At 61.5% G+C, this 14886-nt stretch carries 19 protein-coding genes; 7 read left to right on the top strand and 12 right to left on the bottom strand.

What is annotated here, in order from left to right:
• The 4 genes from mobF to QX073_RS08050 all read right to left on the bottom strand — a co-directional run.
• The coding region (gene mobF, locus QX073_RS08065; protein ID WP_316225569.1) for a MobF family relaxase at positions 1-527 on the bottom strand (527 nt) is incomplete at its 3' end.
• Between the two features lie 3 nt (positions 528-530).
• On the bottom strand, positions 531-2342 hold the full coding sequence (locus QX073_RS08060; protein ID WP_316225568.1) for a type IV secretion system DNA-binding domain-containing protein: 1812 nt from the start codon (positions 2340-2342) through the stop codon (positions 531-533).
• The gene (locus QX073_RS08055; protein ID WP_316225567.1) at positions 2339-2659 is read right to left on the bottom strand and encodes a hypothetical protein; all 321 of its coding nucleotides are present in this window, start codon (positions 2657-2659) and stop codon (positions 2339-2341) included. Before QX073_RS08055 ends, QX073_RS08060 begins: the two co-directional genes overlap by 4 nt.
• A gap of 369 nt (positions 2660-3028) precedes the next feature.
• Entirely contained in the window at positions 3029-3199 is a 171-nt protein-coding gene (locus QX073_RS08050; protein WP_316225566.1) for a hypothetical protein, read from the bottom strand.
• Positions 3200-3406: 207 nt separating this feature from the next.
• On the opposite strand from QX073_RS08050, the gene QX073_RS08045 reads away from it, so the two are divergent.
• The 3 genes from QX073_RS08045 (at position 3407) to QX073_RS08035 (ending at position 4856) form a co-directional block, all read left to right on the top strand.
• Positions 3407-3952: a hypothetical protein gene (locus tag QX073_RS08045; protein WP_316225565.1), complete on the top strand. Its 546-nt coding sequence runs from the start codon at positions 3407-3409 to the stop codon at positions 3950-3952.
• Positions 3953-4352: 400 nt separating this feature from the next.
• Positions 4353-4673 carry a hypothetical protein gene (locus tag QX073_RS08040; protein WP_316225564.1) on the top strand — a complete coding sequence of 107 codons (321 nt, stop codon included), beginning with the start codon at positions 4353-4355 and terminating at the stop codon, positions 4671-4673.
• Positions 4674-4700: 27 nt separating this feature from the next.
• Complete coding sequence (locus QX073_RS08035; RefSeq protein WP_316225563.1) at positions 4701-4856, top strand: hypothetical protein; 156 nt, start codon at positions 4701-4703, stop codon at positions 4854-4856.
• 107 nt (positions 4857-4963) lie between these two features.
• Here QX073_RS08035 and QX073_RS08030 read toward each other — a convergent pair whose 3' ends face one another.
• From QX073_RS08030 to QX073_RS08005, 6 genes are all read right to left on the bottom strand, one after another.
• The gene (locus QX073_RS08030; RefSeq protein WP_316225562.1) at positions 4964-7186 is read right to left on the bottom strand and encodes a S8 family peptidase; all 2223 of its coding nucleotides are present in this window, start codon (positions 7184-7186) and stop codon (positions 4964-4966) included.
• Positions 7183-8325: an ATP-binding protein gene (locus QX073_RS08025; RefSeq protein WP_316225561.1), complete on the bottom strand. Its 1143-nt coding sequence runs from the start codon at positions 8323-8325 to the stop codon at positions 7183-7185. Before QX073_RS08025 ends, QX073_RS08030 begins: the two co-directional genes overlap by 4 nt.
• A 130-nt stretch (positions 8326-8455) precedes the next feature.
• Positions 8456-9355 carry a ThiF family adenylyltransferase gene (locus QX073_RS08020; protein WP_316225560.1) on the bottom strand — a complete coding sequence of 300 codons (900 nt, stop codon included), beginning with the start codon at positions 9353-9355 and terminating at the stop codon, positions 8456-8458.
• On the bottom strand, positions 9352-9855 hold the full coding sequence (locus QX073_RS08015; protein WP_316225559.1) for a hypothetical protein: 504 nt from the start codon (positions 9853-9855) through the stop codon (positions 9352-9354). Before QX073_RS08015 ends, QX073_RS08020 begins: the two co-directional genes overlap by 4 nt.
• Positions 9852-10184, bottom strand: a complete 333-nt coding sequence (locus QX073_RS08010; RefSeq protein ID WP_316225558.1) for a hypothetical protein — start codon at positions 10182-10184, stop codon at positions 9852-9854. Before QX073_RS08010 ends, QX073_RS08015 begins: the two co-directional genes overlap by 4 nt.
• Entirely contained in the window at positions 10181-10891 is a 711-nt protein-coding gene (locus QX073_RS08005; RefSeq protein ID WP_316225557.1) for a multiubiquitin domain-containing protein, read from the bottom strand. The genes QX073_RS08010 and QX073_RS08005 overlap by 4 nt, the downstream gene beginning before the upstream one ends.
• A 160-nt stretch (positions 10892-11051) precedes the next feature.
• Between QX073_RS08005 and QX073_RS08000 the strand changes: the two genes are divergently transcribed.
• The 4 genes from QX073_RS08000 to QX073_RS07985 all read left to right on the top strand — a co-directional run bounded on the left by QX073_RS08000 (position 11052) and on the right by QX073_RS07985 (position 12955).
• A complete protein-coding gene (locus QX073_RS08000; protein WP_316225556.1) occupies positions 11052-11441 on the top strand; it encodes a helix-turn-helix transcriptional regulator in 390 nt (129 codons plus the stop codon).
• A complete protein-coding gene (locus QX073_RS07995; protein WP_316225555.1) occupies positions 11431-12339 on the top strand; it encodes an ImmA/IrrE family metallo-endopeptidase in 909 nt (302 codons plus the stop codon). The genes QX073_RS08000 and QX073_RS07995 overlap by 11 nt, the downstream gene beginning before the upstream one ends.
• A 125-nt stretch (positions 12340-12464) precedes the next feature.
• Entirely contained in the window at positions 12465-12620 is a 156-nt protein-coding gene (locus QX073_RS07990; protein ID WP_316225554.1) for a hypothetical protein, read from the top strand.
• A 173-nt stretch (positions 12621-12793) separates the two neighbouring features.
• Positions 12794-12955, top strand: coding sequence for a hypothetical protein (locus tag QX073_RS07985; protein ID WP_316225553.1), 162 nt, complete (start codon positions 12794-12796; stop codon positions 12953-12955).
• On the opposite strand, the gene QX073_RS07980 is transcribed toward QX073_RS07985, so the two are convergent.
• Positions 12952-13161 carry a hypothetical protein gene (locus QX073_RS07980; RefSeq protein ID WP_316225552.1) on the bottom strand — a complete coding sequence of 70 codons (210 nt, stop codon included), beginning with the start codon at positions 13159-13161 and terminating at the stop codon, positions 12952-12954. The two genes, QX073_RS07985 and QX073_RS07980, sit on opposite strands and share 4 nt — an antisense overlap.
• 551 nt (positions 13162-13712) lie before the next feature.
• Positions 13713-14804: a hypothetical protein gene (locus tag QX073_RS07975; RefSeq protein WP_316225551.1), complete on the bottom strand. Its 1092-nt coding sequence runs from the start codon at positions 14802-14804 to the stop codon at positions 13713-13715.
• Between the last annotated feature and the right edge of the window lie 82 nt (positions 14805-14886).

Genomic DNA, 14886 nt, shown 5'->3' with positions numbered 1-14886 from the left:
CGTGGGGCGAGGTTGAAGACGAAGGTGTGGGTGTGCAGCTGCGGGTCGGACTCGCGGCTGGTGTGATGATCGAATTGCGCGATCAGTAGCCCCGCGGTCTGCTCTCGGGTGGCGCCGGCCCGGCCTCGCCTGGCCCAGCCGGCGGTCGCTTCCAGTTGAGTGGAAGCCGCCAGCACAGCCGACCGATGGGCCTGGCCGATCATCTGGCGCTCGGGAGCCTCAGAAAGCGCCCAGAGCACCGAGACCGATTTGGGCGCGCTGAAGGTCATGTCCCAACCGGCTGCATGCTCCCGGCCGCGGCCGCCAAGTTGCGCCAGCCGCTCGCCGGTCTTGGGATCGATTCCGCGTAGCGCAGCGTCGAACTCGGTTTGCGTCACCGGCCCGTCGAGGCTGAGCCGCTCGGCCCCTTTGCCGGCCCAGCGGCCGGGCGGCTCGCCGTCCCGGCTGTAGTAGTCGTCGCGCTGCAGGTGGCTGTAGTAGCGCGCAGCGGAAGCCGCGTTCCCGCGGGCTGAGATGGACGCCACCATGGCTCACTCCCGCCGCTTGAGGATTTGTGCCGCCAAGTCCTTCGTTAGGCGAGCTGATGGTGGCGTTGGAGTTGGACCGGCCTCTCCGCCGTCTTGTCGCGAGAGCCTCTCGTCAGAAAAGGGCCGGGTCCAATCCGCCGGCATGATCGGCTCACGCAATTGACGCAGCTTGAGATAGGGCAACTCCAGCTCGTAGACGTCTTCGCCAAGGCCGATGAGCAGGACTCGTACGCCGTTCTTGGTCGGGCCGAGACGGAAGCCGAGTTCTGATGCCGTGATCACCCGGCGCATCTCGCGTTGGGTGCTCTCGGTGACGCTGGTCTTGCCGCCGGCGTGGGTTGAACTCTTCGTACGTCGTTCGACCTCCTGCTCGCCGATCAGGCGGCTGATGTCCTCGGCCGCCTCGCTGGCATTGATCCTGGTGATGATCTTGGTGCCGGTCATGCCGAACCAGGACTTGGCTTGGTCCTGACCATAGACTGCGCGGATCTGGGCCGTGTCCTGTGCTCCGATCACGACCGCAATGCCCTTGGAGCGGCCGAGCTCGAGGAAGGTCGGAAACTGCTTGATCGGCGGCAGCTGTGGGAACTCATCCAGGAAGAGCCAGACACGTCTCTCGCGGCTTTCGGCGAGGGTCGGGCTGCCCACGGCCGAGGCAAGCAGGCCGAGCATGCTGCCAATCCAGATTCGTGACAGTTCGGGATAGCCGGGGTCGTGTTGCAGGATCAGGGGGCGATAGGGCGTGGGGTGATGCAGCCAGTTGCGGATCGAGAAGCGGCGGGCCGTTGGATCGGACCAGGCCTCCGCCAGGACCGAGACAATCTGCATGTGGGTCTGGAAGGTGGTCAGAATGCTGAGGGTTGTCTTGCTTTCCGGCTGGTCGAGCAGTCGCAGCGCATTGGGATTGTGATCCTTGGCGTACGCTGCGAGCGTGCCGACATCAGCGGTCACGACTCGTTGCAGATCAACCCACCCCCACTCCTTGCCCCTGGTCGCCTGGAGATAGACGATACAGGCGACGAGGATCTCCTGTGCCGCCTGTGACCACATCGGATCGGAACTTGGTGGGATGAAGCGGGCGGCTAGCTCGCGGGCGTCCTGCTTGATGCTGCAGTCGGCTGCCACGTCCCAGACCAGAGACCTCCGGTCGTGGGGCGCGAGGAGGAGGGGCTCTCCATCGGCTGGGAGCCCGCCCATCATGTCGCCCTTGGTGTCGAGCACCAGGAGGCCATCTCCGCGAGAGAGCGCTTCATCGATCAGGTGAAGCATGGTCTGCGTCTTGCCTCCGCCGACGCTGCCCACGATCAAGAAATGCCGCGCCTCCCGCTCGCGCCCAAGGGGCACCGATGGCATCAACTCAACGCCCTTGCCATGGACCTGGCACTCAGCGGCGGCCGCCCGGGCGAACGCCTTCAGGCCTTGACGGCCGGTTTGCAGCCGTGCTCCGCGAAGGACCTTGAGCGAGACCGAGTCTAACCGAAGACTCAGCGCAAAGCCGAACAGCGCCAGCAGGCCCGCAAGACTGGCGCCGATCACGCTCCAGAAACGAAGCTCGAAGCCGTTCAGAGCTTGATATCGCGCGAGCCAGTCTCGGCAAGCCTGCCAATGGGCCTCGCCGGAGCGGTCTGCCAGCCAGGCTAGGCCACGCCCTCTGATGCAGGCTTGAATGTCTGCTGGCTGGAATTCGGCGCTCCTTCCGTCTGCCAGCGTGGCGCTCGGCGGCCAGACCTCGAACCCGAGATACGAGATGCTCGCCGCGACCGCAAAGCAACCCATGGCAGCGAGAAAGCAGGTGATCCGCACACGTCGGGTCATGCTGCCCTCCCAGAGCTCTCGCCGGTCAGGGCCTTCAACAGCGCCTCGAACATCGCGAGCAGATCGCGCGCTGCCTTGTCGGTCGATTGAATCTGCACGTACGTTTGCTGGCTTTGCTGTTCAAGCGCGGCAATCCGACGCTCGATCCGCATCAAGCGATCGGCGAGCGCCTTGTTGTCGCCGTCGGCAAGCCCGGTGCGGATCAAGTCGCGAGTGATGCTGCTGATGTTTGCTGAAAGCTTGTGAGCACGCGCATGAAGCTGGTCGATCTCGGCTTTTGCTAGGCGTATCGACACCGGTCTTGTCTTGTCACTCATCAAAGGCCTCATTGAGGGTTGCTGAGGCGATCGATCACGAACCCAACCAGAGGCGCCGCTTGATTCCGGCCGTTGACAGCAACGTGCTAGCAGCGCGCTTATGTTATGACTGTTTGCCGCAGGAGTGGCAGAGATCATTGGCCGGAGGTCTGAAACCAGCGAACAACATCGATCGGGTTCGGTCGTCGCCCCGCATCGGATGTCGTTCAAACAATATGTTCTTTCTGTATCGCTGGACTGAGGATCGCACGATCAGGCGGGTAGCATTCGGAGTGGCCAGAACTACGACGCTCTACGCCAATCTCGCACGCCGCATGCTGATGGTCTCCTCTGTACGACGGCGATGCTTTTGCATTCACTATCTAATGATCAGATCGCGGCGGAGGCGATGATGCCCATCAGAACGCTCGCACTTGAGCAATGGGTGAGAGCGCCGAGCATCAGTTGCTCATCTTCGATAACGAAAGAAGATGTCGCCGCCAGAGCTGTCGCGATCGCTCGAATTGCGAATGCAGAAACACAAGAAGCCGAGACGAGCACTTTTGCTCGGTTGAAGACTCAGCGAGAGACTTTCGGGATCCTCTGGGGGGCGATCCCTGCGTGTCCTGCTGAAAGTCGCTCATATCCATTGACGCAACGAATCGGCCGTGATTCGATTCGCTGCACTGGCCGCTACCGGCCAGCCAAGCGGCCCGCACAGGTGGTGGAACACCTGCACGAGCCTAACCCTCAACATGGAGTTGAGCCATGTCTCAGGCTGATTCTGTTTATACCATGAGTCGTTCGATTCTGATTGGCGGCCCGGCCGTTCGGCGCCGGCAGTTCGTCACCGGCGGCGCCGCCGCCCTAGCCGGGGTCATCACTTCTTCACGTGCTGAAAGCGTTCCTGTTTCGACCGCGCCCGACCCAGTCCTCGTTGCCATCGAGGGCCACCGCCGGGCCTTCGAGGAGCTGGGGCGCCTGCTCGCGGAGCAGGATGCTGCTGAGCGGGAGCTGCGCCGCGCGCCTAGCGGCAGGCGGACCGAGCTGGAGGCCAAATTGGCGGCCCTCTGCGAGGCGGAAGGAACTCTCGGCCGTGCTGAGATGAAGGCCTCGCGTCGGCTGGCCATCACCGTGCCAGGAAGCCTGAAAGGAGCAGCCGCGGCGCTGCAGTATGTGCGTGAGTGCTACGAAGTCGGCCAGTATCCCCTCTATGAGGAGGACGGATACCGACTCCTGCTGTTCTCGACAGAACGTGCGATCTGTGCTGCGGCCGGTCTCGCTGCTCCGAATGGCGGTGTTGATTCACGATAACGATTGCGTGCCTTAGAACGAGCGGGATGAGGAAACCAGGTCTTGGTCGAAGCTCCAAAGCACCGCCAGACGAGAACAGCGGGACGGATATCTCCGACTTGCGACAAACGGCACACATCCCGCTCCATCAAAACAGATTCCCAGCGAGCAAATTTGGTCTGTGGGAGGCACAAGGGTGGTCCAAAGTCGATCTTGCTGCAAACCCAACGAAACTCTAATTGCCAATCGGCGAAATTTCGTTGGCATGTCACTTCCGCAGGAACTCGGAGGCAGGCGTCCGATAGCGCCTCATCTCCAGCAGGCGTACAGCGAAGGCTCCGCCGCGGCCAAAAAAGTCTCATTGCTCTCCCGCGATGGTTGCGCTTGGATTAGGATGTGCACCTTCGGAGCTAACCCTCACATGCCCAAATCCCTCAAGATCGGCCCCTCACTCGAGTTCGCCACCATCACGCTCGCGAAGAAGCACTTCGACCCATTCCGGACGGGTGGGGAGTTGAACCAGGACGTGCCACCGGATCAATTCAGTCAGCTAAAGTTGCTCTACGAACGATACTGCGCCAATACCGACTTCCTCCTACCATCTACGGTAGCGGCATTTTTCCCGACCATGGTGAAGCGGAACAAAGGATACACCCGGTGCCTCGGCGTTCGCTTCGCGGATGGGACCTCGAAAACGTTTTCACTCGATAAGGCCCTGAGCGCGGTTGCATCCGCCGACTGATCGTCGACGTGGCCACAGGAAATCAAAATGCCCGAAGATGCGTCCAAGCCCTATAATTCCGAGTACCTGTTCGGCGGCGGCGTTAGCGCCCGCAAGGCGGGCGATACGTTCGGCTTCAGGCCGATTTCGGCATCCAATGTTCCGAGCGAGGCGGTCGCTTCGAAGTGGTTCTCGAACGAATAATTCAGAGCAATGATATAGATTAATTTAGTCCAGGGCAGAGGACCGTTTAGAAGCGTCCAAGATCAAGAGCAATCGCGGAAAGGAGACCCGAGTATCCCGGCCCTCGGCTACGTCGTGACCGGGATCTCGACAACCGGCCGCAGCGCTTCGAGCTGGCGTGCATACTTGCGGATGATCTTGTCGTAGAGGTCACCAAGGTGCTTGGCGTGGACGCTGACGACAAGTGCGTAAGGCAGATCCTCCTTCGGCGAGAAATTACGTCCGCCGAGACGCGCATTGTAATGAATGTCGAGAACAGGATTGCGCAGCGTCTTGCCCATGAAGGTGACGCGGGTGTGGAGGCAGTTCTCCCATTTCCAGGCATCGCGGCGGAGCTCATCCTCCATCAGGCCGCTTTGTGTCTTGCCGAAGAAGCTCTTGCTGTCAGCGTGGACCTGGTTCGGATCCTTGCGCTTCTGGTCATGTGGCCTGAAGGTCGGCTCGAGCCCGGCGCGGGTGTAATTGCCGGGATGGTGCGGATCGACGCCCGTCGGATAGCAAAGCGTCGCAGTAATTGTGACCTTGCCGGGTACGGTGCCAGATGGCATGGGGATCGGGGCGCGGATATAGCGGGTCGGCGTGATTTTGCCCTGGTAGACGACGCGCACTGTGTCGTCGTCGCACAGGACGATGTCCTGCACGGATCGGGCGACACGGCCGCGGCCGACATCCTCCGCGGGATGCTCTGATGGTTCGGCCGTGTGGATGAGCAGCGCCCGGATAGCAAGTATGTCCAGGCTATCACCAAAATGCGCGCGAACACCGGCGCCGAGGCGCAGGACCGACGGCGCGGAGAAGGACGTGCCTTCCGTGGCCTCGAATGCCGCTGCGGGCGTCTCGCTGACGACGATGAACGGCCGTTGCAGACAGCCGCCGAATTCCACGAAGTCGGGTTTGACGACACCGGGGCTGCGTCCTGGGCCAACTGAACTGTAGCCGCTGCGCTGCCACGGGGTCTCGGGGCTGTCGCATGACCCGACCGCGAGAGCATTCACGCAGTCTGACGGGACCTGGATGCGGTTGAAACCGCCCTTAGCCGGTCCGTCTCCATCGTTGCCGACCGCGATGGTCGCCAGAGTAGTGCCCGCTGACAGTCGGTCGTCGAGGACGGCGGTCCACGCATGAACGTCATCGTCTTCGATGGGAAGCCGGGGGCCGATGCTGAGGTTGATGAAATGGTAGTGCTTCTCGACCAGGACCTGGTCGATACGAGAGAGCACCTCGTAGAGCTCGTGCGGATTCTGTTTTGGGGCGGTATCGAGAACGCGATAGTGGTCGACCGCCGCATACGGACGCGGAACAGGGTTTGCTGGATCGATATGCCCGAACAAGAATGCGGAACTGACCCCCACGCCGTGCTTCTGCAAATCGGGGATGGTGCCGCCGATCCCGGGGGGGTCGATGGGCTTGACCCATTTGCCGATCGGGTGATTCTTCGGCATGCCACCATCGAAGATCGCGACGCGGATCTTTGGATCGACCGGACCGACAGTCGGCAATACGATGTTCTCCATTGGCACGCGCGACGAGCGGAATGTCGGGCGCAGCATGCGCAGGCTCGGCATCTGCCGCAAAGCGCGGACAGGTGTGAAGGTGGCGATCTCGTCGACGAGCTCTACGGGGGCCTCGAGTTCGACAAAACAAAGTCCGCCGGCGGAGAATCGCCGACCGAGGGCCTGATCGATGCCGATCTCCTCGAGATATTCGCGAAACAGCGGAATGATCCCGTTGGAGCCGGTGCCGGCGTCAGTGTGCAGGACGATCTCGAAGACAGTCTCGCCGGTTTTCGGGAGCCTGCCCTTGATCTTGTCGCGCGGCGTCGGCGCGGCCACCTGCTCGATGGTCGGCAGCTCATCGGCGCCCTTCACCTCCTCACCCCACCGGGGCAGTGCGCTGCGCCAGGCGCGAAAGGCATCGCGGCTGCCCGCGACGAACAGCTCGGTGGTGATAGTCTCTTCGGGCTCGCGACCCTTCGAGCGCTTCTGCGGCTTGATGCGCCGCGGGCGGCTTCCGATCGGCTCTAGCCCGACCGATTCGAGCAGACGTTCCGGGAAATACGATTTTGCGATGTATTCAGGGTTGAGCGTGACCGTTGCAACGGCGCGATTGTCCGGACATGCCGCGTCCGGCAGCTGGTCGATGCCGCGGACCACGCGCGCGAGCATGGGAGCAATGCGCTCCTTCGCCTCGGAGAACGTGTACGGGTGGCTCTTCGGCGCGCCACCGCGAACGCCTGCAACATCTTCGACAAGGCGTTCGCCCTTACCTAATAGAAAATTGCGTTTGGTCATGACGTATCTCTACTGTTCTTCCGTTTCATCGTTTTTCCCGGCTTGGCCGTGCGGCTGCGGATGGTGTCGCGAGCTACGCCGGTAAGCTCGCCAGCCTTGCGCTGCGAGAGGAGACCGCGATTGACAATTGCTGTCGCGAATTGAACGCGCTTAGCTTTAGCAATGGACTTGTTGGTGAGCAGCCCTGCCAGTTGCTCTTCGAGCGGGACATTGCCTAGCGCTGCGCCACGTCTCGCGGCAGATAGGTCGCGTTCGATGTCGCTGAAGGATCGGCCGGCGAAGCCCGTAGCAAGCAAACCGCTCCACTGTTTCGTTGCTGGAAAATAAGGGGCGAGTGTCGCCTCAATGAAGCGCGCAATTGCCTCCTGGTCCGGCAGAGGGAATTCAACGTGCAGCTCGAACCGTCGCCATATGGCGGGATCGAGAAGATCGGGGTGGTTGGTCGCCGCAAGAAGCACGCCTGATGTCGGCCAGTCGTCGATCTGCTGAATGAGGACCGTGACAAGCCGCTTGAGTTCGCCGATTTCGCCACGATCGTCGCGGCGTTTCGCGATGGCATCGAGTTCATCGAGAAGAAGGACACAGTCGATGGTCTTCGCGTATTCCACAACATGGCGCAGGTTGCTGCCCGTCCTGCCGAGGAGGCTGCTCATGACAGCGGCCAAGTCCAGGATGAGGAGCGGGCGGTTGAGCTCGCGCGCCAGCCATCGCGCCGCCATCGTCTTCCCGACGCCGGGAGGCCCCACGAACAAGGCCGCCCGTGTGGGATCGAGACCGGCACGGGTGAGTGCCTGTGGATTGCGGCGTTCTTCCACGACCTGGCGCAAGGCGCGTTCCAGCGCGGGTGAAAAGATCGGGTCGTGATCGAGCACAGGCTCGGATTCGACCCGCATGAGGTGAAGCCGCGAGTCGATGTCGACCGGCAAAGGCACTTCGGCCTGCCGGCGCAAGGGGGAAGCCGGAGAGGGCGATTCGTGAAGCAGGCTCGTGAGTGCCTCGGCGAACTGGGGCACGGCCTGGTGGTAGCGCTTGGCCGCGCGCCGCAGGACGACCTGGACGTCCTGTATGCGGCCCGAGAGGGCAGTGCGGGCAAGTTGGAGAAAATCGGCTTCGATATTGGTCTTCGCAGGTTCTGGCATGACTCATTCAGTACAAGGGTTCAACAGGCCTGCACGCTAGCAGGGGTGGACGAGTTTTCACATGAGAAATGAAAACTCGTCCACAAGGCAATAAAATAAAGCAATTACAATTGGATGTACGTGGACGAAATTATGCGATATGTCCGTTCAGCCAGATCCAGAGACGGCGCCACCACGGCAGTTGCACTCTCTCCGATGCCGGCGCCGGCCGCGGTGCAAAGGCCTGCTTGCGGATGTCGAACAGCGGATCTCCGGCCTCGTCGTGAGGGTGGTGGAGGCAGACGTGATCCTTGAGCAGCTCCATGCGGGCGTTGCGGGTGACCGTTCCCTTGTTGCCGTCGTAGTCGAGGAACACGAACGACGGTGGGTTCGGGCACCACGGCGTAAGCACCTGGGTCAGCAAGCCGACCGCTGTCGACGCGAGCACGCCATTCGACCAGACCACCTGGGGGCGCGAGCCTGCAGCGCCGTACTTGCGGGCTTCCTGCTCGAGCCTCTCGTCGGTGATGAAGCCGCAGCAGCGCATGCATGGTGCTTCCGGCATCGAGAGGATGACTTGGCCGCTGACCAGGTACCCCTGCTTGCCGAGATCGTGCACGTCCATGCCGATGTCGATGTACGGGATAAGGTGACGGCGGGCGAAACGCTCAAGCTGTTCGCGTTCGCGAAAGCCGTCGACCGCGCCGACGATGATGTCGCAGCGCTTGAGATCATCGACGGCGTTATGCCAGTCGTTCTGCACCGAGATGATCCGCGCGCCGGGATTGAGGTCGCGGATTAGGCGCGCTGCAATCGCAACCTTGGGCATGCGCGAGTCCACGTCGGCTAGCGTCCCGCCGATCAGGCGGTTGGTGTTCGTATCCTCGATCACGTCTGGGTCGGCGTTCACATACCCGCCCACGCCCATATGCGCCGTCTGCTGCGCCACGTGCGACCCGCCGCCGCCGAGGCCGACAATGCCGATGGTTGCGCCTTCCAGGGTTGCGTCACTGTTGGGCCCCAGGAAGCTTTGTCGGTCGAGGCGGCTCATGCAGCCCTCCATGTGTGAACGGGCATGCCGACCTCGGTGAAGCGGGCGATAAACAGCTGTGGCGCGTCGCGACCAAGCCAGACCTGGCCGAACGCGGCCGTGTCGCTGAGAACGATCGCGCCGTGGACCGCATGGGGCGCGACTGACACGAAATTCGGGATGAACCTGGCGTTCTCACGGTTATCGACGCCGCTAAATCCCGGCACGCCATGGCCGCCATGCGAATGTACGTGGAAGATGGCGGCGCGGTCGTTCATGGCCCACTGGCGCGCGCGGCGGATCGCCTCCGCGCTCATCATGGCGCCGACGCTCGGGTCGCGCAGATATTCTTCATCGAGCACGGGACGGTATTCCCGGGCCAGGATCATCAGCTCGTCGTGGGCGGCGGCAAGGCCGGCGGCGATGAAACCGACGCGCTCGTGCGCGAAGGCGTGAGGGCGGCGCAGATCGGCGCGGATGCCGGCCAGCAAGGCCTTGTTGATCTTGAAATGAATGTTCATGCGACGGCCCTCAGATGCGCCAGCAACATTTGCGTCCATCGCAGCGAGGCCGGCACGTGATTCCACGACGGTGCCCACCAGTTGCGCTCGACCACGCGGTGCGGGTTCCAGTTGGCGCCGCGCCCTTCGATCTTGGTCTCGAAGAACAGGCGGGTGTCGTAGCCCGAGTGAGCAAACGGCACGAGCAGCAGGTCCATGCGGTACGCAATGTCGGCCGCCATGAAGCCGAAGGAGGGCAGCAGTGCGACCGGTTGGCCGCCCTCCTTGAGGAGGACGGCCTCACGGTGCATCGCCTGCAGCCCGGCGAAGTTCGCGGAGGCGTCGGTCACGAGGAACCTCCGCAGGGCACCTGCTCGAAGAAGCGCATCCCATCCTTGACACGGAGCTTCTTACCGGGCTTGAGCTCGGTGAGGTTGCCTTCCTCGTTGATGACCTCGAGGACGTAGCCCTGCTGCACGCCGAACAGGTCCTTGAGCTGCTCGGTGGTGTAGGTCCCGCGAGGGATTTCACGGGGCTTGTTCTCGAAGAACACCGTGATGAGCCGCTTCTCGGTGTGCAGGTGCTCGGTGCCGGCGTCGCTAAGGTCGAGTTCGTCGCCCCGCTTAAGCTCGACGTCGTCGCCGTCGCGGTCCTGGATGATGACCTCGTCGTCGCGGACTTGGCCGATCACGCGCAGCTCCGGCTCCCCGATATTGCGGATCCCCCATTCGAAGCCGTGATCATTAAGGGTGAACCGGAAGATACGGTCGCTCTTGAAGGCCCGGAACGCCTCGGTGCCCGGCGTGGTCAGGTCGACCGTCTCGTCGAGTCCGATCGAGCGGGTCCCGTGGCGCATCAGCTGGATCAGCACGTAATCGCCGCCCGGCTTGAAGCCCGCCTTCTCCAGAATGCGGTCGCCCTTGGGCTGCGCATCGCCGAATTCGACCGTGGTGCCATTCACGGTCGTCGAGAACTTGCCGTCCGGCCCGGGGCGGCGCGCCGCTTCGGCCTCGACATGTTGGCTGCGGCCCTGGCCGCCAGTCTGGGTATTTTCCATCGTCATAGTCCTTGCCTTTCTGCCGGCCCATCGCCAGCTCGGTGATGATAAGATAAGGCGGCATGCAAAGAATGTCAAGCATCTTGCGTGCACGCTTGACGTTCTTATCGGGTTGCGCTAAATACAATAACGGAATCAAGCAGTTTGGAGGACGATGTGCATGGCCAAGAAGAGCGCTGAGCCCGAGGTCAAGCTCACGCTTGGACAATATCTCGCCTCAATTCGTGAAGACCGCGACCTCTCGCAGCGCGATGTCGAGAAGGCCACCGGCAAAGTCGTGTCCAATGCGTACTTGTCCCAGATCGAAAACGGTCTGATCAAAAAACCGAATCCGAACATCCTGCATGCGCTCTCGGAGCTCTACGCGATCAGCTATGAGGATCTGATGGAGCGCGCGGGCTACATCGCGCCCACGCGTTCGCGCGGCGCAGGGCAGCGCCACGGGCGCGTCGCCACCTTCGCAGAACATAACCTGACGGACGAAGAGGAAGCGAAGCTCGTCGAGTTTCTGGGATATTTGCGCAGCAGGAAGAAGCCTGGTGAAAGCTGACGACAGTAGTCTCGATCCCGAAGAGGTGCGCGCCGTGCATGCCGCTGCACGGCGCGCACTGGACCGGGCGTCGGCATGGGGTGTCTATCCCACACCAACTTCGGTCATCCTTGAAGCGGCAAGCCTGAAAATCGCGCCAAAGAGCGCATTCGACCCGCGCCGGATTACCGAGTTTCTGCTGGGCAAGGCCGAGAGCGCAGCCACGGCTCTCAAGTCCGCAATTGCAAAGGTGTTCGGCATCTACGATGCCGGTGAGCAGTTGATCCATATCGACGACAAGCTTCACAAGTCCAAACAGAACTTTCTCAAACTGCACGAGGCCGGGCACCACGAGCTCCCTGCTCATCGCAGCGCCTTCCGGCTGTTCCACGACTGCGAAAAAACCCTGGATCCTGCGATCTCCGACCTCTTTGAGCGGGAAGCAAATAACTTCGCCAGGTTCGTGTTGTTTCAGGGCGACGGTTACTCGTCGATGGCCGTCGATCATAGGTTCGAGCTGCGCACGCCGATCAAGCTGGCCGGTAAATTCGGGGCATCGGTCTATGCTTCTTGCCGCGAGTTTGTGCGGACGCATCACCGGGCATGCGTCATCTACATCCTCGAGCCGGTCACGTACTGCGAACGCACTGGCGCCCGCGCCGAGGTCCGCCGGATCGAGGCATCACCTGCCTATCTGCGCCAGTTTCGCCGGCCTGATGAAGCCGAGATCACGTTCGACCACTCCCTAGGCAGGGTGTTGCCGGTCGGCCGGAAGATGACGCGGCCTACCACGGTATCGATCACTGATCGTAACGGTCAGGCGCATGAATGCGTTGCCGAAGCGTTCGACACAACGTTCAACGTTCTGCTGCTGGTCTATCCCGTGAAGGCTCTGACCACTACGACATTCATTCTCTAGACGATCTGACCGGGATCGCGGCCACGCAAACGGCGCTCATCCTCGATCATATCGGCCTCCGTGAAGCCGTCTTTGACAAAGGCGCTCGGGATCACATGGTGTACGCTTGTCTTCCGGTGTGCGCGATGGATTTTGAGTTCGATCTGAAGTTATCTGGAGCCTCGATATTGATCGGCTTCATGCGGGAGCGTGGTGTCGCGCCCTTTGCCGGCGGCTCGGGCGCCGCGACAGGAGCCAGCAGGGAAAGGCCAACTATCATGGTGCCGTGGACGACGGGCTGAATAAACATAAGCCGCCAGCCAGTCTCGGCCGGCCACGCCAAATAGACCCGCGGCAAAGCGTCATCGGCGACCGACGCGTGGAAACCTTCCGTGAAGTGCTACTGAGGGCCACACCGACCGCAACTGGGCCATCGTTTCGGCGATGGCCCGTTTCTTTTGAGGGGAGAGGCAAAATGGGTATTCTTCAGAAGTGGTTGTTGCAGCTTCGTGCGAGCGTTCCGGCCGTTCCGAAGCACATCGTCACGGGCGCCGCCGGTGCCGCCGGCGCTGGCCTGGTCGCGCTGGCGTCGCTTGGCTTCACGACAGCGTACGATTCCATGACCAATGAAAGCTAGTCGGCATTCTCAGCCAGCCCAATGAGCCGGGTCAGGTCAACGTTCCGGCGGCTCAGCTCAAGACGGGTGGGGCCTGCACGCAGAAAATTACCGCGTCGGAGCTCAACCTTGAGACCGGCAAGAGCTTCGAGATCGAGAAGTGGACGATCAGCCGATCGGGGCACGCCATCCGTAGCCCGATCACCAACGAAGACGGCGTCGGTCATGGCAACGTTTCCGGCTATCAGAAGCCGGTCGATGGCGCGACCCACAACAACACCATCTTCGCCGGCTTCGATGGCGCCACGGTCGGCAAGGGCTACTACTCCTTTGAGCGCGGTCCGAACGATGAGTGGTGGCGAGGAACGCACTCCTATTATGACTGCGACGTTGCCGCAAGTTTCAGGTGCCCTTACGTGCTGGGGTCCGACACCGTCCGCAAGAAAATGAGCGCCGATCCCTGGCTTCTGAAAGGCTGCACGCTCGAGACGTTGCCCTCCAACGCTTGGACGGGAGCCCGACGATGGTCGTTCGCGGCAAGCTGCGGGCTCCGACGCAGCGAAGGTCAATTGAACGCGGGATATTTTTCGCTTCCAGGGACAAGCAGCTTCACCGAGGAGCAGGCGAAGGGGCTATCCGCCAGACCATGGGCTTCAAGAAGCAGGCGAGGCTGTGCGGGCTGAGGCTGGTTGTCGCTCATGTTCGGGCGGGTTGCCTAGGGAGCGCGTAATAGCGTGGTGGGAGCGGAAGGCAACCCAATTTGCCTTCCGCTCCAACCTTATTCTGGATTCGTCACCGGCGGCGTGGCGTTGCTGTTCGTGATGAAGCTGCCATCTTTGTCATCGAACAGAAATGTCAGGCGGCCTTCCCGCATCATGTTCTCGATCTCGGTCTCGCTGAATCGATAGGACTTCATAGTCTTGAGCCGGTCGCGGAACAGATACAGCATGATGTTTCCGCGCACCGCGTAGTCCAATGTTTCGAGTTCCGGCAGGACAAGCGTGCCTGAAATAACATGACGCTCTTCCTTCAGTCCGAACGATGACTCAAGGATCGGATGCTCCTTAAGGTGCAGGTTCAGGAAAGCAAGGTCCGTCGCAAGCTCGCGCAACTGGACGTCGGAAACCGGTCCCGTGATTCGGTCGAGCTTTTGTTTGAGGAAGAGCTGCGCGCAGCCGCCATCATTGAACGCCGCGAGGAAGGCAAGTTCGCCCATGCGCAGCATGATCGACTGGGCGGCATAGAAATCACCGAAATCGAATGCTTCACCTGCGGGGGCAGGCTGGGCCCGTAAGATGACAAACGAACCAAGCGCACTCGCTTGAATTCCGGCGTCTGTCGCAAAACAGCGCACCAGCGTGTGCAGATAATGCAGCCCTTTCCAGTCATATTGCAGGTCCTCCGCGATGGGCGCGGTACCCTTGCGAGGGTCGAGATGTGCGCGCAGCTTGCGGTCCTTGAGGTGGGTCTTCAGAAAGATCAAACCGACCCACACGTAGAATTTCAAGATGCCGTGCTTGTCACGATGCACGCTAACAGCATCAAAATCGCCATCAATGACCTCGCGCATCGGCTCCTCGATCACCCGCCCCATCATGATGTTGCAGGCTTCGCAGCACGGCACCGTGTATCGGTCGTAACGAAGTGTCGTTCCGTTCGGAAGGTTGATCTTGCGCTTGAAGAGGTCGTACCGCCTTAACAACCATTTTGGGATCACATGCTCATCGTTGAAGGGGACGGTGCCGGGCTGGGCGCCGCAGACGAAGCAGCAATCACCAAGGCAGATGTCACGGACGAACCGCTCCAGGCCGAAATACACGACCTTACCGTCCTCATCGATTACCGTGTCGTCAGCCTGCCGCGTCCACATGTTCGGGCCTTGTCGAGCTTTCGGCTAGCTAAGTATCTGAAATATAGTGTGAAAATTGCAGTTTCTTGCTTTTGGTCGGAAA

Source organism: Bradyrhizobium sp. SZCCHNS3052 (assembly GCF_032484495.1).
GTDB lineage: Bacteria > Pseudomonadota > Alphaproteobacteria > Rhizobiales > Xanthobacteraceae > Bradyrhizobium.
The sequence above is the reverse complement of the archived record's forward strand: the minus strand, read 5'-3'. Positions and strand labels throughout refer to the sequence as shown.